The organism is Vibrio sp. 10N.222.49.C9, from assembly GCF_041474985.1.
Classification (GTDB): domain Bacteria; phylum Pseudomonadota; class Gammaproteobacteria; order Enterobacterales; family Vibrionaceae; genus Vibrio; species Vibrio crassostreae_C.
This window is the reverse complement of record NZ_JBFRVD010000030.1, coordinates 122,693-145,612: the sequence shown is the minus strand read 5'-3', so window position 1 is coordinate 145,612 and position 22,920 is coordinate 122,693. Positions and strand designations below refer to the sequence as shown.

General features: G+C 45.3%; 14 protein-coding genes and 1 tRNA gene. 4 read left to right on the top strand and 11 right to left on the bottom strand.

The features are described 5' to 3' along the window. Positions 1–131 precede the first annotated feature (131 nt). The 10 genes from AB4585_RS13945 to AB4585_RS13900 all read right to left on the bottom strand — a co-directional run bounded on the left by AB4585_RS13945 (position 132) and on the right by AB4585_RS13900 (position 13,505). A complete protein-coding gene (locus AB4585_RS13945) occupies positions 132–824 on the bottom strand; it encodes an electron transport complex subunit E (protein ID WP_012603531.1) in 693 nt (230 codons plus the stop codon). Then, complete coding sequence (gene rsxG / locus AB4585_RS13940; RefSeq protein WP_012603532.1) at positions 824–1,453, bottom strand: electron transport complex subunit RsxG; 630 nt, start codon at positions 1,451–1,453, stop codon at positions 824–826. The genes AB4585_RS13945 and rsxG overlap by 1 nt, the downstream gene beginning before the upstream one ends. A gap of 13 nt (positions 1,454–1,466) precedes the next feature. Continuing rightward, positions 1,467–2,513, bottom strand: coding sequence for an electron transport complex subunit RsxD (gene rsxD / locus AB4585_RS13935; protein WP_372132043.1), 1,047 nt, complete (start codon positions 2,511–2,513; stop codon positions 1,467–1,469). Continuing rightward, positions 2,513–5,272: an electron transport complex subunit RsxC gene (rsxC, locus tag AB4585_RS13930; protein WP_372170072.1), complete on the bottom strand. Its 2,760-nt coding sequence runs from the start codon at positions 5,270–5,272 to the stop codon at positions 2,513–2,515. The genes rsxD and rsxC overlap by 1 nt, the downstream gene beginning before the upstream one ends. A 7-nt stretch (positions 5,273–5,279) precedes the next feature. Beyond that, positions 5,280–5,873 carry an electron transport complex subunit RsxB gene (gene rsxB, locus AB4585_RS13925; protein WP_102398539.1) on the bottom strand — a complete coding sequence of 198 codons (594 nt, stop codon included), beginning with the start codon at positions 5,871–5,873 and terminating at the stop codon, positions 5,280–5,282. A 2-nt stretch (positions 5,874–5,875) separates the two neighbouring features. Continuing rightward, positions 5,876–6,454 carry an electron transport complex subunit RsxA gene (rsxA, locus tag AB4585_RS13920; protein ID WP_004734039.1) on the bottom strand — a complete coding sequence of 193 codons (579 nt, stop codon included), beginning with the start codon at positions 6,452–6,454 and terminating at the stop codon, positions 5,876–5,878. Between the two features lie 269 nt (positions 6,455–6,723). Next, positions 6,724–7,728 carry a substrate-binding domain-containing protein gene (locus tag AB4585_RS13915; RefSeq protein ID WP_136973536.1) on the bottom strand — a complete coding sequence of 335 codons (1,005 nt, stop codon included), beginning with the start codon at positions 7,726–7,728 and terminating at the stop codon, positions 6,724–6,726. Positions 7,729–8,027: 299 nt separating this feature from the next. After that, the gene (locus tag AB4585_RS13910) at positions 8,028–11,129 is read right to left on the bottom strand and encodes a beta-galactosidase (RefSeq protein WP_372154759.1); all 3,102 of its coding nucleotides are present in this window, start codon (positions 11,127–11,129) and stop codon (positions 8,028–8,030) included. Between the two features lie 121 nt (positions 11,130–11,250). After that, entirely contained in the window at positions 11,251–12,153 is a 903-nt protein-coding gene (locus tag AB4585_RS13905) for a MalM family protein (RefSeq protein WP_372170068.1), read from the bottom strand. Positions 12,154–12,260: 107 nt separating this feature from the next. Then, the gene (locus tag AB4585_RS13900; RefSeq protein WP_371721743.1) at positions 12,261–13,505 is read right to left on the bottom strand and encodes a carbohydrate porin; all 1,245 of its coding nucleotides are present in this window, start codon (positions 13,503–13,505) and stop codon (positions 12,261–12,263) included. Between the two features lie 831 nt (positions 13,506–14,336). Here AB4585_RS13900 and AB4585_RS13895 point away from each other — a divergent pair. Further along, on the top strand, positions 14,337–16,454 hold the full coding sequence (locus tag AB4585_RS13895) for an alpha-galactosidase (protein ID WP_372170066.1): 2,118 nt from the start codon (positions 14,337–14,339) through the stop codon (positions 16,452–16,454). A 475-nt stretch (positions 16,455–16,929) separates the two neighbouring features. After that, positions 16,930–18,303, top strand: a complete 1,374-nt coding sequence (gene melB / locus AB4585_RS13890) for a melibiose:sodium transporter MelB (protein ID WP_372154756.1) — start codon at positions 16,930–16,932, stop codon at positions 18,301–18,303. Between the two features lie 289 nt (positions 18,304–18,592). Here the strand turns inward: melB and AB4585_RS13885 are convergent. After that, positions 18,593–18,668: transfer RNA gene (locus AB4585_RS13885), tRNA-Asn, on the bottom strand. 508 nt (positions 18,669–19,176) lie between these two features. Here AB4585_RS13885 and uvrB point away from each other — a divergent pair. Both uvrB and luxO read left to right on the top strand, forming a co-directional pair. Beyond that, the gene (gene uvrB, locus AB4585_RS13880) at positions 19,177–21,207 is read left to right on the top strand and encodes an excinuclease ABC subunit UvrB (protein ID WP_017066592.1); all 2,031 of its coding nucleotides are present in this window, start codon (positions 19,177–19,179) and stop codon (positions 21,205–21,207) included. Between the two features lie 302 nt (positions 21,208–21,509). Then, entirely contained in the window at positions 21,510–22,898 is a 1,389-nt protein-coding gene (gene luxO / locus AB4585_RS13875) for a quorum-sensing sigma-54 dependent transcriptional regulator LuxO (RefSeq protein ID WP_004734031.1), read from the top strand. Positions 22,899–22,920: the final 22 nt, after the last annotated feature.

Here is a 22,920-nt window from a genome sequence, read left to right as displayed (position 1 = left end):
GCTTGGATTGCTTCTGCTTTATCATCGGTTACGCGCTCTTATGAGCGTCATTATTATATGTACTGTTTAGATCTGATTTCCCCCGCTGAGTGGTTGAGCTAACTCAGCGAGGTTTAAGCTAATTTAACTTATTAGGCATTGGTAACGCGAGCGCGTTCAATGACTGGTTTTTCTTGTTTTGGTTGTCTAGATTTTGCTTGGTTATCGATGATATTTTTCAAAGCAATTAAGAAACCAACACCAATGAAGGCACCCGGTGGAAGCAGGGCTAACAAGAAGCTGTTATCAAATTGGAATATCTGGATTCGTAACACCGAAGCCCAGTCACCAAGCAGCAGGTCTGCGCCATCAAATAGGGTCCCGTTACCAATAATCTCACGCATCGCACCTAACACGACCAATACTGATGTCATGCCTAGACCCATCCAGAAACCATCTTGAGCCGCTGGTAGCACTTCATTTTTTGAAGCGAAGGCTTCCGCACGACCAATGATGATGCAGTTGGTTACGATCAGCGGGATGAAGATACCCAAAGAGAGGTAAAGCCCATAGGCGTAAGCGTTCATCAGCAATTGAACACAGGTTACTAGCGAGGCAATGATCATTACGAATACTGGGATACGTACTTCTTTTGGCACATGATTACGAACCAAAGAAACAGAAACGTTTGAGCCGACCAGTACAAGCAAGGTAGCAATGCCTAGCCCAAGTGCGTTAGTGACTGTTGACGATACAGCCAGCAGCGGACATAACCCAAGAAGTTGCACTAGGGCAGGGTTATTGGCCCACATGCCATTTTTGATCAATGTTTTATGGTCACTCATTATTCACCACCACAATTTAGAGGTTGAGCAAGCAATGCTTGGTTGTTTTGGTTAACGTACTGGACCGCTTGTTTGACTGACTTCACGACTGCTCTTGGCGTGATAGTAGCGCCAGTAAACTGGTCAAAATCACCACCGTCTTTACGAACCTTCCAACGGTCTAGATTAGAATCTGTTACTTGTTTGCCTGCAAACGAAAGTATCCAATCACTTACACGCAAATCAATCTTATCACCCAAACCTGGAGTTTCTTGGTGAGAAAGCACGCGAGTACCTAAAATAGTACCGTCGATCTTCATTCCAACAATCACTTTAATCGCGCCGTTGTAGCCGTCTGGGGCAATCGCTTCGATCGCAATCGCACTCGGCTCACCATTGATTTTAGCAATGTAAGCCGGCATCGCTTGCTCAGTACCAAGCTCTTCTGCTTGAACCAAAGTACAAGACGAAAACAGCTCGTTGTCGTGCAGATCGTGCGGGATCACTTGATTAAGAACAGACAGTAACTGAGCCTGTTCTTGTTGTTTGATCTGATCTTTGGTCAGGTAGTGAGTTACCGCGACCAAACCCGTCGAAGCACACGCAAAGATCGCGAGTACAAGGCCGTTTTTCTTAATTGCATTTAGCATGATATCCGCTCCCTTAGTGGCCGTATGTACGAGGTTTGGTGTAGTAGTCAATCAGTGGAACACACATGTTGGCTAACAATACAGCAAACGCCACGCCATCAGGGAAACCACCCCAACTGCGGATGATAAATACCAAACCGCCGATCAGAGCACCAAACACCAAGCGACCTTTGACTGTCGTGGATGCTGAAACTGGGTCGGTCGCAATGAAAAATGCGCCTAGCATAGTCGCACCAGACAATAGATGAATGGTCGGTGATGCGGTTTCGCCAGGAGTGAACATCAAGAACACTAAGCTAAATAGGGTCAAGCTGCCCAGAAACGCGACTGGGATATGCCATTGAATCACGCGTTGCTTGATAAGCACCAAGCCACCAATAAGGTAAGCAAGGTTTACCCACTCCCAACCCACGCCAGCTAACCAGCTAAATTGAGGTTGAGACAGAGCTTCAGAAGCGGTGTTGCCTGCCGTTAATGCGGTTTTGAAGGCATCGAGTGGCGTCGCCATTGTGGTGCCATCAATCCCTAAACGAGCTTGTTGTAGAGATAATCCTTCATTATTGAAGCCAGTAAAGATCATCAAGAATGAGTCCACAAAGCTGGTTGCTTCAGCGGTTAAGCTCGCGGGAGCATTCCAACTGGTCATCTGAACTGGGAACGAGATCAGCAAAACAACGTAAGCGACCATCGCTGGGTTAAATGGGTTTTGCCCAAGTCCGCCGTATAGGTGTTTCGCGATGACAATTGCGAAGAACATACCTATCACTAGAATCCACCAGGGAGAGTGTGGAGGAATCGCGACACTAAGTAGCCAAGCGGTGACAACAGCACTGTAATCACGTAGCGCCATCACTGGCGGGCGCTTTCTTAGCAGCATGATTGCTGCTTCAAAGGTAATCGCAAGTGCGATAGCAAATACTAACTGGATGAGCGTACCCCATCCGAAGAAGTAGGTTTGAGCTAGTAGACCTGGCAATGCACAAATAGCCACCCATTTCATCAGATCTGGGGTGCTTCTACGACTGTGTGCGTGCGGTGAGCTGGCGATAAAGAAGGCCACTACTCTTTCTCCTCATTATTCTTTTTATCTAGCTCTTGCTGTGCTTTTCTTGCTTTAGCACGAGCAATAGCAGCAGCAACGGCTGCTTTTTTAGGATCGACGGGTTCTGATTGAGTTTCAGCCTTTACTTCAACTGCAGGTTCAACCACAGATTCAGGCGTTTCTGCTGATTCTTCCTGTTTCGCTTGTTGTGCCTTTCTTGCTTTAGCGCGAGCAATCGCGGCGGCAACTGCAGCTTTCTTAGGATCGACTGACTCTTGTTGAGTTTCAGCTTCAACTTCAATCACTGGCTCAGGCGTTTCTGCCGTTTCGTCTTGCTTAGCTTGTTGAGCTTTCTTGGCTTTAGCGCGAGCGATGGCTGCAGCAACAGCGGCTTTCTTAGGGTCGCCAGAGCTTTCAGCCGGAGCTTCACTTTCGGTTTGAACAGCTGATTCCGCTTGTTGAGCTTTCTTCGCTTTAGCGCGAGCAATAGCCGCAGCAACTGCATCTTTCTTGGCATCGTCAGTACTTTCAGTCGGAGCATCAGAAGCTGATTCTGCTTGTTGAGCCTTCTTGGCTTTAGCGCGAGCTATAGCCGCAGCAACTGCATCTTTCTTAGCATCACCTGATTTTTCAGCTGGAGCTTCAGAAACTGACTCTGTTTGTTGTGCTTTTTTCGCTTTAGCGCGAGCGATAGCTGCAGCAACGGCGTCTTTTTTAGCATCACCAGTACTTTTAGCTGGAGCCTCGGAAGCTGAACCTGCTTGTTGTGCTTTCTTGGCTTTAGCGCGAGCTATTGCTGCAGCGACTGCATCTTTCTTAGCGTCACCTGATTTTTCAGCCGGAGCGTCAGAAGCCGATTCCGCTTGTTGAGCTTTCTTCGCTTTAGCGCGAGCAATGGCCGCAGCGACAGCATCTTTCTTAGCATCGCCAGAGCTTTCAACAGGAGCATCCGAAGCAGATTCCGCTTGCTGTGCTTTCTTCGCTTTAGCGCGAGCAATCGCAGCAGCAACGGCGTCTTTCTTCGTATCGCCTGAGCTTTCTGCAGGAGTATCGGCTGCTGCTTGTTGTGCCTTGCGCTCTCTCGCTTGACGCTTGCGCTCTTCACGCAGTTTAGACATTTCAGAGTTGTCTGGTTCAGCGCCTTCCGCTTTTTGAGCTGCAGCTTGTTTCGCTTTTGCCTTCGCAATAGCGGCAGCAACCGCAGGTTTCACTGCTGGTTCTTCATTCGGAGCCTGATCCGCAGCGGCTTTTTGTGCTTTAACACGAGCAATCGCAGCAGCAATAGCATCATCACCGCCGGATGTTTTCATATCTTTACGGCGGTTATCTGCGGCTTTTTTAAAGCGGTTTTCACGTTCGGCTTTATCACGCTCCATACGAGCGTTCTTCTCTTCAAAACGAATCTTGGCGCGTTCTGCAGCAGCGGCTTCATCTTTTCGAGTTTTGATTTCAGCTTTTGCTTGGCGATAGTACTGAACAAGAGGGATTTCGCTTGGGCAGACAAATGCACATGCACCACATTCAATACAGTCTTTAATATTTAGCTCTTCACACTTATCCAACTCGTTGGCTTTGGCGTGCCATTGCAGTTGTTGAGGAAGTAGAGACGCAGGGCAAGCTTCAGCACATGCGCTGCAACGGATACATTCCATCTCGTAAGTGCTTGGTGAGATCTCACGACGCGTTGGCGCCAAAATACAGTTCGACGTTTTGGTGATTGGCACATTGGCATGCGGCAAGGTAAAGCCCATCATCGGGCCGCCCAAAATTAAACGCGGCAGTTTTTTATCTGCTTTGTAGCCAAACTCTTCAAGTAACTCATGTACTGGTGTGCCTAATAGCGCCCAAACGTTACGAGGTTGCTTAAAGGTTTTACCGGTTAATGTCACAACGCGGTTAACCACAGGTTCGCCGTCAATTACCGCTCGCTTAATCGAGTAAAGAGAGCCGACGTTCTGAACCAAAACACCAATGTCTGCAGGAATGCCGCCAGCTGGAACCTCTTTGTTGGTGAGGATCTTGATAAGTTGCTTCTCACCACCAGAAGGGTATTTGGTTGGGATAACGCGAATGACGATATCTTTGTCTTTCGCTGCAATCTCAAGTGCTTTTATCGCATCTGGTTTGTTGTCTTCAATGCCGATAACCGTCAGCTTTGGTTGAAGAATGTGTTCAACCACTTCGATGCCGTTTAATACTTCGTCGGCATGTTCTTGAAGCAACTTGTCATCAGAGGTGATGTAAGGTTCACATTCCGCAGCGTTGACGATCAAAATGTCGGTACGACCTAAGCCTGATTGAAGCTTCTTAGCCGTAGGGAAACCTGCGCCGCCCATGCCTGAAATACCAGCTTGGCGAATCACATCAAGCAGTTCGTCAGAAGTCTTTGTCGAAAAATCTTCAACTGGATTTTTTTCAATCCAAGTGTCTAGGCCATCAGGTTTAATAACCACGCATATTTCGCTCAAGCCTGAAGGGTGAGCGGTAGTTCGCGGTTCGATAGCGGTAATCACACCCGATGTTGGTGCGTGTACTGGCAAAGTAAAACCTGTGTCTAAGGCCGTAAGTTGCTGACCTTTTAACACAGTGTCGCCAGCAGCAACCAATAGGTTCCCCGGCTTACCGATGTGCTGTTTCACAGGAAGAACGATTTCTTCTGGAAGCCTTGCATGGACGATATCAGTAGTATTCGACTGTTTCTTGTTTTCAGCAGGGTGCACGCCACCAGGGAAGTTCCAAATAGAGCCCGTGCGAATTTGTTCAATTAAAGAGATCATACTAACCCTATGCTTTAGGCTCTGACGCAGTCGCATCAGTCGCTTGGTTAGTGATATCAGTAAAAGGGATGATGTTCATCTGCCATTTCCAATTTTCAGTCGTTGTTGCCACTGGAATCATTTCAATACAGTCAGTAGGGCACGGTGCGACACATAGATCACAACCTGTACATTCATCTTTAATTACTGTGTGCAGTGCCTTGGTGCCACCAACAATGGCGTCAACAGGGCAGGCTTGAATACACTTGGTACAGCCGATACACATATCTTCGTGAATGAAGGCAACGGTTTTTACTTTGTTATCTAAGTCATGAGCGGAGTCTTCAACTTCTACGCCCATTAAATCTGCTAGCTTCTCAATGGTTGCTTGGCCGCCCGGAGGACATTTGTTGATCTTGTCTCCGTTAGCGATCGCCTCTGCGTATGGGCGACAGCCAGGGTAGCCACACTGGCCACATTGAGTTTGCGGTAAAATGGTGTCGATTTGATCGACGATAGGATCAGCTTCAACTTTAAAACGGATAGAAGCAAAGCCCAAAATAGCGCCAAAAACAGCGGCTAAAACGGCTAGCGCAATGATCGCAATTAAAATGGTACTCATGTTTATTTCACCAACCCAGTAAAGCCCATGAATGCCAGAGACATTAGGCCTGCTGTGATCATCGCAATCGATGCGCCTTTGAATGGCATTGGAACATCAGCAACCGCAATACGTTCACGCATTGCAGCAAATAAGATCAATACAAGAGAGAAACCCACCGCTGCGCCGAAACCATAGATGATCGACTGAATGAAGTTGTGGTTTTCATTGATGTTCAGAAGTGCCACACCTAATACCGCACAGTTGGTGGTGATAAGAGGCAGAAAGATACCCAGCAGGCGATAAAGAGTCGGGCTGGTTTTGTGAACGACCATTTCCGTAAATTGAACAACCACCGCGATAACCAAGATGAAACTCATGGTACGCAGGTATTCAATACCCAGAGGGGTAAGGATGTAGGTTTCTACTAGGTATGCAGAGACCGACGCTAACGTTAGAACGAAAGTTGTCGCGAGGCCCATGCCAATCGCAGTCTCCAGTTTCTTGGAGACTCCCATAAATGGACATAGTCCTAAAAACTTCACTAGCACAAAGTTATTGACCAGCACTGTGCCAACCAACAACAAAAGGTATTCGGTCATAATGGATTAATTCTTGAGATTCCGATCCCGATATTATCCTGCTTTGCTCACCTAATAACAACCAAGGATCACTAGGGATTTAGACACTTGGTGAAAAAATCAACGGGTAACCGTTTGATTAAGATGGATCAGGTTAAGTATAGGTGGGTATTTGCGGGGAATGAAAAATAAGATTAACTCAATGATAACTCATCGAATCAATCCTATTTTCTTTGTTGTAAAAAGTGTCGAGGAACGAAATGACTTAGTCTTTATGAACCTGAGCTTTCTCAATTAATGTTTCGAACAGAGGCTCTGCGCACCAAAATTGGCATAAATAGCTTATGTTCCGTGTGTTCTTTTGGCTCGTCACTTGCGAGTTGCAGAGAGAGCTTAACCGCTTGATTAGCCATGACTTGAATTGGGTAACGAATGGTGGTCAATCGAGGGTAGATGAAGCGAGCAATGTGGCCGTCATCAAACCCAATAACTGATATATCTTCTGGAATACGAACGCCATTTTCTTGTAATAACGCCAAACAGCCTGCTGCCATGTAGTCGTTATACGTGGCAATGGCTGTGATATCTGTGTTTTTTGCCATTAAGTTAACCATGGCTTGCTCACCGCCTAGCTCGTCAGGTTCACCATATTCGATGTACTCATCGTTCGATTCAATACCGTGATCTTTCAATGCATCCAAATAGCCACCTAAGCGGTCGTGAGCATCTTCAATATCGTGACTCGAGCAGATGTAGCCAATGTGCTTGTGGCCGTTTTTAATCAAATACTCAGTCGCGATGTAAGAGCCGCGGCGGTTGTCGAGAGCAATACAGCGGTGTTCGATATCGGGAACAATTCGGTTGATGAGAACTAAGCCGGGCACTTCATTGGCTAGCTTAACCAATTCTTCGTCGCTAATGCCTTTGCTATGAACCACGAGTGATTCGCAGCGGCTGTTGATCAGCAAGTTAATCGCATTACGCTCTTTGGTCGCGTCATGGTAGCCGCTGCCAATCAGTAGCTGCTTTTCTTGCTCACTTGCCACGGTATCAATGGCTTTGATCATCGAGCCGAAGAACGGGGCAGAAACATCATTAACCAGTACACCAATCGCGTTTGAAGATTTGCTGACCAATGCACGGGCGTTGGCATTTGGGCGATAGCCGAGTTTTTCCATAGCGGCTTTTACCGCCGCAATTGCGGTTTCACTGGTGTGAGGTGCATTGTTGATTACTCGAGAGGTGGTCGCGATTGATACGCCTGCTTCCTTCGCAACATCTTTAATGGTAGCCATTCCGCTCTCTTATTCTGAATATAATGCTGTGTGCTGGTGGTTGGACATTTAACAACGGATAGTTAGGCAATTCAAATATTAAACATCAAATATGACGAGGTTTGATGGTTTATTTTTGATTGGCTGACTAGTTTGAAAATAAAAAGCCAAGCTCTAGATTTGAGCTTGGCTTTTGAGTCACATTGGCGTGTGGACTGCTGTCGTGTGAGCTGTTGTCGCGTGAAGTAAGGTAATCACAGGTAACCCAAAGTAATAGGGGAACCAAGTGGCTTAGAGCAAGCCGCTTGGTCCGAATCTACTTACGATGCGCTTGTTAGCGTAACCTGATAACGATATTGATTGTCGGTGAGTTGAAACTCTTGGTGAACACTTGGACTCCAAGAATCATCACCACCAACACCCATATGTTGGTGATCTACGCGTACATAGATTTTCTCTTCACGAGTCAGGTCATTGGTATGCTTAGCATCCGTTAATTGTTGCTGGCTGTACTGACTCACACTGAATGAAAAATCGCCTTCGATCCCGATATTTCCTACATTCAAGTTTTTGGTTCCGCAACGTAACCCGCTATCGGTTGGGAATATATACGGCGTATGCATCTGATCCAGTGTCTGTTTGTGTAAACCGAATCGAGCAGCAGCCAAACGGTCTGGATAGTTTTCAAAAGGACCTAATCCCAGCCACGATACTGGAGTTTCATTGGCAGTTTCGAGTGGTAAAGGTAGCTCCATCTCAAGACCAATGCGTGGCATCGGTGGTAAGTGATCGGCTAAGTTGACATCAACCGCGATATTCATTTCGCCTAGGTTATTTAAGGTGTATTGCCATTTGGTAATCGCTTGGATTTGGCCATTAAATTGGTAGGCGAATACTGACGCCACTTGTACTGAGTCTGCGAGCGCTTGCACGACACAACTTGTACACTGACGCTCCCATTGACCAATGCCTGCAAGTTCCCAGCGACAAGCCCATGCATTTGGGTCGATGTTGTCTATCTCACTGATACCAATGTCGTTATCAAGTGGCGCGCGATAGAAGTTATCGACAGGTGCCTTGATAACTTGCGGTTGCCCATCAACGATCCAGTGGGTCAACAATCCACTCTCTGTATCCCATTGCCATTGATGTGTTTCATCTAGGCTAGACACGACCACTTTATTGTCTTGCTGATGTAACTGGGGAGCCAAAGCATTTGCCGTGATCGGGAGTTGCAAGCCAGCATGGTTACGTAAAGCAAATTGCTCCGTCGCACAAACATGGCCTTCTTCTGCCCACTTGGTTGAATGAGTCAGAGTAATATCGGTGTTGAGATGATATTCGGCTTGTGCTTTTGGTGTGAAAGCGAGGTCAATTACCAGCTCTTGTTTACTATCTTCAGCAACGGATAAGACTTGTTGCCCTGATTGAATCACGATGCCATTTTCGAGCAATTGCCAGCGTAAGATTTCATTGTCAGTCGCTCGGAACAGGTTTTCATTGGTTACCGTTAGGCGGCATTGATCTTCAGTTTGCTCTGCTAACGTCACATTGATCATTCTCTGGCAGTATTTCGCCTCTTCCAAGGTCGGGTGTACGCTGCGATCTGGGAAGATCAAACCGTTGATGCAGAACTGACGGTCGTTGATGACATCGCCAAAGTCTCCACCGTAGGCCCAGAAGTGTTCACCGTTTTCATCCCATTGGCTTAGTCCTTGGTCAACCCAATCCCAGATGAAACCGCCTTGTAGGCGAGGATATTCTCGGAATGCATCCCAGTAATCATTAAAGCTACCCAAACTGTTACCCATTGCGTGTGCGTATTCACAAAGAATAAGCGGGCGTTGCTCGTTAGGCAGAGAAACCCATTTCTTGATAGACCATTTTGGAACGGCATCGTCTTCGATAGTGCTGTTAACGCGTGCGTACATTGGCGCAATGATATCGGTCGCTGTGGTATTTGAACCACCGCCTTCATACTGTACCGGGCGAGAAGGATCGTACTGTTTCGACCAAGCATACATCGCATTGTGGCTGCTGCCGTGCCCTGACTCGTTGCCCAAAGACCAGATGATGATAGAAGGGTGGTTCTTATCACGCATGACCATTTGCGTATAGCGACTCATATAAGCGTGTGCCCATTGCGGATCCGCAGACAAGCGATTCATAGGCTGCATGCCATGGGTCTCGATGTTCGCTTCATCACACACATATAAACCGTATGCGTCACACAGCTCGTACCATCGTGGGTGGTTAGGGTAGTGAGCGGTGCGCACAGCATTGAAGTTGTACTGCTTCATTAGACAGATATCGCGGATCATGTCTTCTTCTGTCATCACATGCCCCAACTCTGGGTGATGCTCATGACGGTTGACGCCGCGAATCAATAGCGGTTTGCCGTTTAGCTTTAGCTGACCGTCTGTCATTTCGACTTTACGGAATCCAACTTGATAAGCTTCACTTTCTATGTGGTTACCTTGCCTATCAAGCAATGACACGACAATTCGGTAAAGGTTAGGAACTTCTGCGCTCCATTTCTTCGGATCTCGAACATGAAGAGTTTGGAATACCACATCATCGTAGGTGCCACGCTCGTCAATTCGTCGATTATGAGGGCGATCGATAAGCGGTTCAGTCACCGCGTTTTCACCGTCAAACAGTTGAACCTGAACTTGGTAAGTGTCTGGTGCCGTAATTTTGGTGACAATAGACAGTGAACCATCGCGATAGCATGCGTCTAAGTCCGGCGTAACGAACACATCTTCAATGCACTGCTTTGGTTTAGCTAGTAAGGTCACATCACGGAAAATACCGCTTAGCCACCACATATCTTGGTCTTCTAAATAGCTACCATCACACCAACGTATCACCATGACAGAAAGCGTATTGTCGCCAACAGTTAGATACTGAGTTAAGTCGAACTCGGCAGGTAAGCGGCTATCTTGGCTGTAACCAACCCAATTGCCATTACACCAAAGATGAAAAGCGGAATTGACGCCATCAAAGATAATACGTTGGGTGTTCTTTAGGTCATTTTTAGTCAACGTAATTTGAGTGCGGTAACAACCGGTTGGGTTTTCTGCCGGTACAAACGGTGGGTTCACTTCAAATGGGTATTTTACGTTGGCGTAGATAGGTTTATCGTAGCCTTGCATTTGCCAGTTCGATGGTACGGTAATCTCGTCCCATTGTGAGTCATTGAAACTTGTTTCGATAAATTCACCGTCAACTTGTTCAGGTGCATCAAAGTATTTGAACTTCCATTGTCCATTAAGAGATTTACGTTGTGACTCAATGCCGTCTCGAGCGTGCTTAAGGTTGCGGTAGCTTGATAATGGGCTGTGCGCATTAAGGCAGTGGATATTCACAGACTGTGGGTTTTCCCAATCGCGTCTTTGGATGATGTTTGAAAATGCCTTCATGGTATTCCTACTCTTAAAGTGTTCAATATTGGTAATAATTCTATTAAGTCATCGGTCTTTTAAGCCGTGATGACCGTTATCAAATCGTTGGTTATGCGTATTGTTCTGTTGGCTTATTCAGCTATTCAGCGAGCTGTTTTAATAAATAATCTTTTGCTTCGGGTATGCCCTGTTCGGCCGCTTGATTAGCAATAAATGCAGCTTGTTTGATGTCATTGTTGTTTAGGGCTTGGTCAATGTCTTTTTGGATATTCAGCCATTGCGCCTTTTGATTGGTTTCAATTGTCTGATTTGATGGTTGAGAAACTTGCTTTGAACCTAAGGTTTCGGGTTCATTGTCGGATGAAACACCAAGCTCAGCCAATAGAGTCAAAACCGCACTGTTTGTTGATTTGCTCGCCGTAACATCAATGACACCTACGTTGCTCAACGTCGCAGTCAACGGCAGTTGCTTATTGCCAATAATCTGCTGAGATTCTGAATACAGATCTTCAGGATGAATTCGATTGATGGCGCTATCTAACTTAGTGCTATCGGCGCTGACCACAATAAATTGCGCGTTGTCTCGTTGAGGTTCGAGTGCAATTGATGCTTCAATTCTTTCTAACCCTTGCATCGCTGTCGGGTAGTAAGTGAAGTCGTTAGTACTGTATTGACCAAGCAGTCGCCATTGTTTGTCAAAGACATAAATAGACGGTGCGAATAGCGCATCATTTTTAATGTATGAACGAATGAGTAAGGACAGCGATTCTGTCGTGTCACTGATTTGGTACGCGATGGTCGGAAAGCGTTGGCTATCCGCTTGTGTATTGTCATTTAACAATGAAGAGGAAAGGGTCGGTAAATGACCGTCCATAATCACTTGTTGGTGGAATGGAACAGACAATTGCCTCATTGGCAGCGCACTTAGCTGAGAGCAGCATGCACTCTCATTGAAATCAGTATTAAGTTCCTTTTCAGGTATTCCGCTGCATGCGCTAACTGTGAGTGCCGTGACAATGATCACCAATGATTTTAATTTCATCTGATTGCTACCTTAGTAAAGGGGAAAACATCGGCTTTCCCCGTTAAATTGCTATTCCAGTGTTGAGCGTCAATTGGTTGATTGAACAGACGCTCGGGTGTGGTGGTTTACCACCAAGTCTCTACGTTGAAACCAAAGGTAATCTCGTCAACAGTCTCGGCATTGATGCTTGTTGCCGTTCCATAAGTCTCGTTACCACGATCCCATTCGTTGTTGGATTCAGAGTACGTCGCAAAAATACGAATAGATGGACGAGCCCATACCCCTTTTCCAGCTTGGAACATTTGAGCCACGGTCACTTTATACATATCGTTGGTGCCCGAGCCGTTTTGAGCTTCTACCGTTTCGTAACCCACCTCTAATGATGTCGACATGTAATCTGTCCAAGCATATTGAGGACGAGCTCCGACACTGAACCACTTCTCACCATCGTTGTTATCTAGGTTTTTGTCTTGATAAGCGATGGAGTACATCACTTGAACATCTTCACTGATATTCAAGTCACCGTGGTTAAATAGGCGCCAGCTAGAACCATCGTGTTCCACACCCGTGCTGTATTTTCTGTTTGATCCACCTTCAGCACTCATTAATCCACCTGCCAACGCATCGGTACCATATTGGAAGGCCAAGGTGTTTGAACCGTAGTTCCAAGCTTGACGGTAAAGAGCAGAGAGCATTGCGCCAGAAGTAGTAATGTCTTTATCGTCGTAGCTTGAGTTCTGCGTGGTTACGTAGTTTAGGCCGAGTGTTAGGTCTGCTGTTTCACTTAGCTCAATGCCACTTAAGCGGGCATCGATGTTATGAAGGCTGCGTCCATCGTCACTTGAAGAGTTTGGTGCCATCCAAGCTAAGTGAGCATCAGCAAAGCCGAGATCCCAATCTTCAATACCAAGACCGGTGCTGGATGTATCCCAGTACTTCACATCTATCATGTGGACTTCGTGGCGACGGTAAAAACGTTCACCTGCCCAAATTTTTGCGTTGGGTTGGCCGTCGATAAGCCCATGGCCTGCTGACCAAAGCTGAATCGTACTCACGTCTCCCCAGCTATCTCCACTGCCTAGATAAATCGTGGTGTCAAAATAGGCGTCATTGTCACGCCATACATCGGCTTTCACTCCCGCTTCCCACCAATTTAGTTCATTACCTAAACGGTAGTTACCGTAACCTTGGCCCGCTCGAATAACGTCGTTGCGTTCTCCTTTGCCGTCGTTATGTTGGTCATTATCGGTGTAGATGTTGCCCCATTTTGCATAACCAAAATACGTTACGTTCTCCACTGCAGCGAAGCTGACTAATGGGGCGAGGGACAGAGTGAATCCTAATGCTTTGACTAGCATTTTTTGTTTCATGAAGTGTCTCCATTATTTTTTATTTATGGATATTTTTATGTTTGAGTCCTAACTCGAGCGAGAGTGTAAATAAACTTTGGAAACGTTTTCATGATGAAGTTGGCATTTTTATGCTATTGATGGGTTTGTGATTATTTTGTGTGATTTTGATCTGATTATTGGGCTTGTATAGGTGTTTTTACGCTAGGTTTTGTGATTTTAAAGTGGAATCGTTTTCTTTACTCAGTGCTATGTGGTGGTTTAGAGGGAGTGATTATGCTGTTGGTTGTCTTGGAATTTGAGGTGAAGCGGGTTTGAGGTACTTTGAGTGTCGGGTTGTTCGAGGGCTTTGAGGAAAAGCAGCCCAGTTAATGATAACTGGGCTTGTGAGACAAGGAAGTAAGTATCAAAGCAAATGCAGCAGCAAGGCTACAAGCATCGTGTTCTGTACCGTCAAGCTGGAATGTAAAAGTTAGGACCCAGAGAGACACTTCATAGATGTACTCGAAGATCTAAGAATACGAGTGTGATGTGATCAGTTCAAGAGGAAATGTATTTTAGCCTATGTGTTAATGGGAACTTTGATTTAATATACTGAATTTAAAAGATTAAATTGCCATTAATTATCGTTTTATATTGCTTTATTTAGAGTGGAAAGTTCAATTCTACCTAGAGGTAGGCAATATGAGATGGAATGGTGGTCAATCTAAATCTTTGAATTAGGAGCTATTAACCAAAGTTATCAGTCTTGAATATTTACTGGAAACGTTTTCATGATTTCGAGTTTGATCACAGAAACTCTGGGCTTAATAATTATGATACTGGGTAATTAAACGCGTTAAGGTTAAAAAAATGACGAATAAATCCCTAATTGATATTACCGGTCAACACTCGCAACTGATTGTAGAACTTGGCGATTTTGCCGAAATTCTTCATTGGGGAGCTCCCGTTCGTGGTGATTTAGCTAGCTTCCGTGTTTCTCTTGAAAGACCGGTTCCATACGGCCGCCTTGATAATGATGTTGCTATGTCTCTGAGCCCAGAGCTCGGGCGCGGTGTTTTCAGCAGTCCGGCATTAGAAGGGCACCGAGACGGATTGGACTGGGCGCCTGTTTTCTCTATTACGGATGTTCAACAAACACCATCTAGCCTAATCATTGAGAGTGAAGATATACGTGCAGGCTTACGTTTAACAACCGAGTTATGCCTCGATAAACATGATGTTGTGAAATCTCGTCACACCTTAACCAACGTTAAAGCCGGCCTTTATCAGGTGAACCGTCTCGCCAATACTTTGCCATTACCAGCAAGAGCTAATGAGTTGATGACGTACTACGGCCGCTGGGTACATGAGTTCCAAACGGTGCGTCAACCCTTACAGCAAGGGGGCTATCAGCAAGAAAATCGTCGCGGAAGAACGTCTCATGAACATTATCCAGCGATGGTTGTCGGTACCGCTAACTTTAATGAAATGGCAGGTGATGTGTGGGGGATTCACTTCGCTTGGAGTGGTAACCACAGACTGCGCGCGGATGTAAAAGCAGACGGTCGTCGCTACGTGCAAGCGGAAGTTATTTATCTACCGGGTGAGATTACATTGGATGAAGGTGAAAGCTTAACGACACCTTGGTTATATGCCAGTTTCAGTTCGGAAGGCTTAAATGGAATGAGCCATCAGTTCCACTCCCATGTGCGTTGTTCCATCTTGCCGGAGTCTTTCGCACAAAAGCCTCGACCTATCCATCTTAATACTTGGGAAGGCATCTATTTTGACCATGATCCTGATTATATTATGTCGATGGCTAGCCAAGCCGCGGATATGGGAGTAGAGCGTTTTATCATTGACGATGGCTGGTTCAAAGGGCGCTGCGGAGACAAGGCTGCGCTAGGGGATTGGTTCTTAGATGAAGAAAAATACCCAAATGGTTTAGATTCGATAGTTGAGCACGTTAATCAGTTGGGTATGGAGTTTGGATTGTGGTTCGAACCTGAGATGATCAATAAGGATTCTGACTTATACCGAGCCCATCCAGACTGGTTGCTTGCGGTTGACGGCTATGACCAACCAACGGGTCGTAATCAATATGTTATCGATCTTCAGAATCAACAAGCATTCGACTTTTTGTTTGAGCGTCTTGACCACTTCTTAAGTCAGTACAACATTGCTTACATTAAGTGGGATATGAACCGAGAAGTTGTACAACCTGCGCATCTAGGCAGGGCTGCGGCTCATCAACAAACCGCTCGTTATTATGAGTTGGTCGATAAAGTCCGAGAGAAGCACCCAATGGTTGATATTGAATCGTGTGCGGCTGGTGGTGGTCGTATCGATTTTGAGGTTCTTAAGCGTACGCAACGTTTTTGGGCGTCTGATAACAATGACGCGCTGGAAAGACAAACGATTCAGCGTGGGATGAGTTACTTCTTCCCCCCTGAGGTAATGGGAAGCCATATTGGTGCGAGCCACTGCCACAGCACTCGTCGTCGTCATAGTATTGAGTTTCGTGGTCTAACAGCACTGTTTGGTCATATGGGGATTGAATTAGATCCTGTGAAAGAAGTGCAAGAAGAGAAGCAGGGCTTTGAACACTACATCAAGCTACATAAGATGCTGCGCCCGTTACTGCATAGCGGGAGAACTTGGCGAGTTCCAACGGACGATAGTGCCCATCAAATCCATGCGGTCGTCTCCGAAGATGTGTCAGTAGCTGTGGTGATGATTGCACAGCTTGCGATGCCAACCAATTCATTGAGTGGTCATTTGCGTATACCTGGGCTAGATCCACAAAGTTTATACAAGGTATCTGTGATTGATAAACCGTCAAATTACGATGATATTGTGAATTATCAACCGCCATGGACAGAGTCTTGCTGTGAATTATCAGGTGCTTGGTGTGCCGAGGTGGGGCTGACGATGCCAATACTTGACGCAGAAACAGCGATGCTGATTAAGTTTGAACGTATCGAGTAAGTTTTAGCATAGGCTTTATATTTGATGAACCGCGTAGGTGAAATTACGCGGTTTTTTATTGCCTTTAATAAGCCGTCATGAACTATCAAATCAATTTGATGTGCCCGTATAGATTGGAGAACTGTAGGTATTCCCAGCGTGATACTGTACTTATGTAATCGTTCTCATGCGTTACTTCACACAATGAACTGTTTTGAGCACTTTAATTAGCGATATTCTCTATCAATTCGAGGGTTTTATTGTTCGATCTCTCACTTTGGATATTTGACTGAAAACGTTTCCATGGAGTGGTTGTTGATCACAGTATCTGTTCGTTGGAATGGTTACATTAGCGTCGGACTTGATACTTGAGTGTTTTAAGAAGCGACCACAGAGTGGCTCTAAAACAGAACTTGAGTGGATAAATTATTATAAATAAAAGGTAAGCGTTTCAGCGTCTGTTAGGAGATGAAGTTACGCGCCTGAAGGAAATACTATGTCTGATCAAATTACTCTACAAACCAAATTATCGTATGGACTTGGGGCTTTAGGTAAAGACTTTGCCTGTGCTCCAATCTACATCTTTTTAATGTTTTACTTCACTGATGTTGCTGGGCTGTCAGCGGCATTTGTGGGTACTATCTTTTTGGCCGCGCGCATTGTCGACGCGGTGACCGACCCAATGATGGGCGTTATCGTTGATAACACACGCTCTAAGTTTGGTAAATTCCGTCCTTGGATAGTGATTGGAACCCTGTTAAATGCTGTAGTGCTTGTTGGTCTTTTTAGTACGCATATGTTTGAAGGCACTACGTTATACATTTATGCAGCGGCTGCTTATATTCTGTGGGGCCTTACGTACACTATTATGGACATTCCATATTGGTCTTTGATTCCTGCACTATCGAGCTCTCGTCAAGAACGTGAAAAGCTGGTTGTTTGGCCACGATTATTTGCTAGCTTGGCGTGGTTTATTACGGGTACTTACGGGCTACATATTGTCGGTAAACTGGGTGACGGCGACCAAGGACAAGGTTTCTTCAACGTTGCTATGTTGATTGCTGTGCTGTTCGTGATGAGTGCATTCTTGATTGCTCGCAACGTAAAAGAAAAATCGGCACCAGCAAATGCGAAACCAGCTGAGCGTTTCAGCTTTAAAGATGTAATGGTTATCATTGGTAAGAATGACCAACTAAAAGCACTTATTGGTACCGTATTGTCGTTCCAAATAGCAAACTTGTTGGTGGGTGGTTTTGCGATTTACTACTTCTCTTACGCTTTAGGCAACGCTGACTTGTTCCCCGTTTATATGATGGTGGCAGGTATCGCTGAAGTTGCAGGCGTATTCTTGTTCCCTCGTATTGCATCAGTGTTACCACGCAAACACCTATGGGTTATCGCTTGTGGCTTCCCAGTGCTGTCTTGTACCACTCTACTTATCATGGGCTTTATCGCTCCAGGTAACGCGATTCTAATCGGTATCGCAGGTGCTGCTATCAAGTTTGGTGTGGGTATCGCTAACGCACTGCAAACTGTAATGCTTGCCGATGTTGTTGATTACGGTGAACACAAAACGGGTCGTCGCAGTGAGAGTGTTATCTTCTCTGTTCAAACGATGCTTGTTAAGTTTGCAGGCGCGGCTGGTGGTTTTATTGTTGGTATGGGCTTGTCTGTGGTGGGTTATGTACCAAACGTGGAACAGTCTGACAGCACTATCATGGGACTGCAGTTTATGATGGTAGGTTTACCAGCGATTCTAATGACGGTAAGTGCTCTTGTTTATAAGCGCTACTACCACCTGCATGAAGGATTTGATCAAGACCAAGCCGGTAAAGAGACTCAGACTCATGTTGTTACAGCAGAAGCATAACCGCTAAAACGACGTCTCATCTAGAATAACGCTCAGTTTAGTCACTAAGCCCAAACGCCTCCTTGTGAGGCGTTTTTTATGGATGTTAGCTAATCAAAGCTGTGCCTGTAGAGCTTTTGTTTCGACTAAAACGCAAAAAGCCGCATCGAGTGATGCGGCTTCTTTAAATTTGGCCCCCTTGTCGAGACTTGAACGCGGGCGGCTAGGTTTGTGACATTAACTTGGAACAAGTTAGTCGCAGTTATATACGAAAAAAGCCCAATCTTTCGATTGAGCTTTTTTCTGAATTTGGCTCCCCTTGCAAGACTTGAACTTGCGACATACGGATTAACAGTCCGCCGTTCTACCAACTGAACTAAAGGGGAATTGCTTGTTAGCGACGCGAATTCTAATAATTGTCCGGATTTCTGTCAATAAAAAATATCAGAAAAAAGTAAGATAAAAAACTTTACTTTCTTGAACGCCTTATAGGATTTAGCTTTGCTTTAGTTATCCACCAAAATTGTGGATAAGTGTGTGTGTGAAACTTTAACAACAATAATCGGGATAAATCGAAAAATGTAAAAACCTTATCTAACGTAATGTATTTAAAAGATTTATAGCAAAATGTCGCAATTGTATAACTTTTGTAGATTATAAAACGAACAGTAAAACAAGCGGTATTTTTAGGTTTTTTGGGGAAAAGTAGTGGATTAAAATTCGAGTAATTTAGCTGGGGAAACTTTGCAGGGCACGGATAATACCAAGTTCTAAAAATAAAAGCTATAACTGATCTCTGATCTTAAGATGCATTTCTCTAGATAATTGTTGCAACGACACTCCTCCTAGAGTGACAATGACCTGATTAAAAAAACAGTATGGAAATGGCGACCTATGAGTAAACTCTTTGACTTGGTATCGGACTACAGCCCGTCCGGTGATCAGCCGACAGCGATAACCAAATTACTAGACGGATTAGATTCTGGTTTGGCACATCAAACTCTACTAGGGGTAACGGGCTCAGGTAAAACCTTTACCCTTGCCAACGTCATTTCCCAATCTCAAAGACCTGCGATTCTGTTAGCGCCTAACAAGACATTGGCGGCTCAACTTTACGGTGAGATGAAATCTTTCTTTCCAAACAATGCCGTTGAGTATTTCGTTTCTTACTACGATTACTACCAACCTGAAGCCTACGTTCCAACCACGGACACGTTCATCGAGAAAGATGCGTCTGTGAACGCTCATATCGAACAAATGAGGCTTTCGGCAACCAAAGCCTTATTAGAACGAAAAGACGCCATCATTGTGGCTTCTGTGTCGGCTATCTACGGTCTGGGTGATCCTAAGTCTTATTTGAAGATGATGCTTCATTTGAGTCGTGGCGAGGTGATGGATCAGCGAGACATCCTGCGTCGATTGGCTGAGCTGCAATATTCAAGAAACGATGTCGCCTTTGAACGTGGTCAGTTCCGTGTTCGTGGTGAGGTGATTGATATCTTTCCGGCTGAATCTGACCAAGATGCGGTTCGAATTGAGATGTTCGATGACGAAGTGGACTGCATTAGTATTTTTGATCCTCTGACTGGTGCGGTGAAACAAAGAGACTTGCCGCGCTTTACGGTTTATCCAAAAACTCACTATGTAACGCCAAGAGAAAAAATCCTTGAGGCGATTGAGAACATCAAGGACGAACTGCGCGATCGTGCTCAATACTTAAAAGACAACAATAAGCTTTTGGAAGAGCAGCGTATCTCTCAAAGAACTCAGTTTGATATTGAGATGATGACTGAGCTTGGCTTCTGTTCCGGTATCGAAAACTATTCACGATACTTGAGCGGCCGTGCGGAAGGGGAAGCGCCGCCAACGTTATTTGACTACCTGCCTGATGATGGTTTGCTGATCATCGATGAGTCACACGTGACTGTGCCGCAAATTGGTGCGATGTATAAAGGTGACCGTTCTCGTAAAGAAACCTTGGTCGAGTTTGGTTTTAGACTGCCTTCTGCATTGGATAACCGTCCAATGAAGTTTGAAGAATTTGAGTCTATAGCCCCACAAACGATTTTTGTGTCGGCAACACCAGGTAATTACGAGATTGAAAAATCAGATGGCGAGATTGCTGATCAAGTGGTACGTCCTACTGGTCTGTTAGACCCAATCATCGAAGTAAGACCTGTCGCGACGCAGGTGGATGACTTGCTGTCTGAAATCAGAATCCGTTCAGTGAAAGAAGAGCGTGTTTTGGTTACCACGTTGACCAAGAGAATGGCAGAAGACTTAACCGAATACCTAAGTGAGCACGGCGTTAAAGTGCGTTACTTGCACTCGGATATCGATACCGTTGAGCGTGTAGAGATCATCCGAGACCTACGTTTGGGCAAGTTCGATGTGTTAGTGGGCATTAACTTACTTCGTGAAGGTTTGGATATGCCTGAAGTGTCGCTGGTGGCGATTCTTGATGCAGATAAAGAGGGCTTCTTGCGTTCTGAGCGTTCTCTGATTCAAACCATTGGTCGTGCTGCTCGTAACTTGGAAGGTCGAGCAATCCTTTATGGTGATTCGATTACTAAGTCGATGAGAAAAGCGATTGATGAAACCGATCGTCGTCGCGAGAAACAGCAAGCCTACAACGAAGAGCAAGGCATCACTCCGCAAGCGTTGAAACGCAATATCAAAGACATTATGGAACTGGGTGATCTAACCAAGTCGAAGCAGCAGCGCCAATCGAAACAAGTTCCACTATCTAAGGTGGCAGAGCCTTCTGAAAGTTATGCAGTACTTACGCCGCAACAGCTTGATAAAGAGATCAGCAAGCTAGAATCTGCGATGTATCAGCATGCTCAGAATCTGGAATTTGAATTGGCCGCACAGAAGCGTGATGAAATTGATCAGTTAAGAAAGCAGTTTATTACCAACAGCTAATATCACTTTTCGCTCGAGAATTGATCCCCCTCAACACAAGAATTGAGAGTGTTTCAGACAAAAAAACAGCCAGTAGTAAATGTTCTACTGGCTTACGTTTGTGAACAATCGGTCCACTAACAACGTCAGTTGGCTAGGTGACCCGAAGGTCATTTATACCGTTGCATCGTTCGTGCCAGATAGATAAAACATTGATTGTTTGAAGCAAGTAAAAAAACACACTACAAATACTGTGGCTAATTTGCATAATGCAAAGCGGAATGCGACTATAATAAGAAATGCAAATTATAAATGGCTAGGATATGCAATCAAAAACGCTAGATAACAAATCGAAGTATTTGTTGATGGTAGAGGATACCGCTTCGGTAGCAGCTTTATATCGCTCGTATCTTACACCGCTCGAAATTGATATCAACATTGTTGGCACTGGCCGCGATGCAATCGAGAGTTTGAATCATCGAATCCCAGACCTTATTTTATTAGATCTACGTCTACCTGATATGACGGGTATGGACGTGCTATTTGCTGTAAAACAGAAGTACCCTGAAGTTCCGGTTATCTTCATGACGGCTCATGGCTCTATCGATACCGCCGTAGAAGCGATGCGTCATGGTTCTCAAGATTTCCTTATCAAACCGTGTGAAGCCGACCGACTCCGTATTACGGTGAATAATGCGATCCGCAAAGCCACCAAGCTTAAAAATAGCTCGGAACACCCAGGAAACCAAAATTACCAAGGCTTTATCGGCAGTAGCCAAACCATGCAGCAGGTTTACCGAACGATTGATTCTGCTGCATCGAGTAAGGCGAGCATTTTCATTACTGGTGAAAGTGGTACCGGTAAAGAGGTATGTGCAGAAGCCATTCATGCGGCGAGTAAGCGTGGCGATAAGCCTTTCATCGCGATTAACTGTGCCGCTATCCCTAAAGATCTGATTGAAAGTGAATTGTTTGGTCACGTTAAAGGTGCCTTTACCGGTGCGGCGACCGATCGCCAAGGTGCTGCTGAGCTTGCTGATGGTGGAACACTGTTTCTTGATGAACTGTGCGAAATGGACTTAGAGCTGCAAACCAAGCTGCTGCGCTTTATCCAAACCGGTACTTTCCAAAAAGTCGGCTCTTCGAAGATGAAGAGTGTCGACGTTCGTTTTGTGTGTGCGACCAACCGTGACCCTTGGAAAGAAGTACAAGAAGGTCGCTTTAGAGAAGATTTATACTATCGTTTATACGTGATTCCATTGCACTTGCCGCCATTGCGTGAGCGTGGTGAAGATGTCATCGAGATCGCGTATTCTCTGCTAGGCTATATGTCGGTCGAGGAGGGGAAGGCGTTTGTACGTTTTGCTCAGGAAGTACTTGATCGCTTTAATCAATATGAGTGGCCGGGTAACGTTCGTCAGCTACAAAACGTGTTGCGGAACGTGGTGGTTTTGAATAACGGCAAAGAGATTACTCTCAACATGCTTCCACCACCGTTGAACCAACCGATTGAAAACAGTCTGCGATTGAAAGAGAAGCAGAATGAAGACATCACGGTAAAAGATATTTTCCCATTGTGGATCACTGAGAAAACGGCTATCGAGCAGGCCATTAAAGCGTGTGATGGCAACATCCCTCGTGCGGCAGGTTTCTTAGATGTCAGTCCATCGACGATATACCGTAAGTTGCAAACGTGGAATGCGAAGCAGTAATCAACAAACAATAAGAAAATAA

Excerpts from the sequence above, each read along its gene's own strand:
- rsxB (WP_102398539.1), bottom strand. The coding sequence starts at position 5,873 with ATGAGTACCATTTTAATTGCGATCATTGCGCTAGCCGTTTTAGCCGCT.
- AB4585_RS13895 (WP_372170066.1), top strand. The coding sequence starts at position 14,337 with ATGACGAATAAATCCCTAATTGATATTACCGGTCAACACTCGCAACTG.
- AB4585_RS13910 (WP_372154759.1), bottom strand. The coding sequence starts at position 11,129 with ATGAAGGCATTTTCAAACATCATCCAAAGACGCGATTGGGAAAACCCA.
- rsxA (WP_004734039.1), bottom strand. The coding sequence starts at position 6,454 with ATGACCGAATACCTTTTGTTGTTGGTTGGCACAGTGCTGGTCAATAAC.
- luxO (WP_004734031.1), top strand. The coding sequence starts at position 21,510 with ATGCAATCAAAAACGCTAGATAACAAATCGAAGTATTTGTTGATGGTA.
- AB4585_RS13945 (WP_012603531.1), bottom strand. The coding sequence starts at position 824 with ATGAGTGACCATAAAACATTGATCAAAAATGGCATGTGGGCCAATAAC.
- rsxG (WP_012603532.1), bottom strand. The coding sequence starts at position 1,453 with ATGCTAAATGCAATTAAGAAAAACGGCCTTGTACTCGCGATCTTTGCG.
- uvrB (WP_017066592.1), top strand. The coding sequence starts at position 19,177 with ATGAGTAAACTCTTTGACTTGGTATCGGACTACAGCCCGTCCGGTGAT.
- AB4585_RS13905 (WP_372170068.1), bottom strand. The coding sequence starts at position 12,153 with ATGAAATTAAAATCATTGGTGATCATTGTCACGGCACTCACAGTTAGC.
- melB (WP_372154756.1), top strand. The coding sequence starts at position 16,930 with ATGTCTGATCAAATTACTCTACAAACCAAATTATCGTATGGACTTGGG.
- AB4585_RS13915 (WP_136973536.1), bottom strand. The coding sequence starts at position 7,728 with ATGGCTACCATTAAAGATGTTGCGAAGGAAGCAGGCGTATCAATCGCG.
- AB4585_RS13900 (WP_371721743.1), bottom strand. The coding sequence starts at position 13,505 with ATGAAACAAAAAATGCTAGTCAAAGCATTAGGATTCACTCTGTCCCTC.
- rsxC (WP_372170072.1), bottom strand. The coding sequence starts at position 5,272 with ATGATCTCTTTAATTGAACAAATTCGCACGGGCTCTATTTGGAACTTC.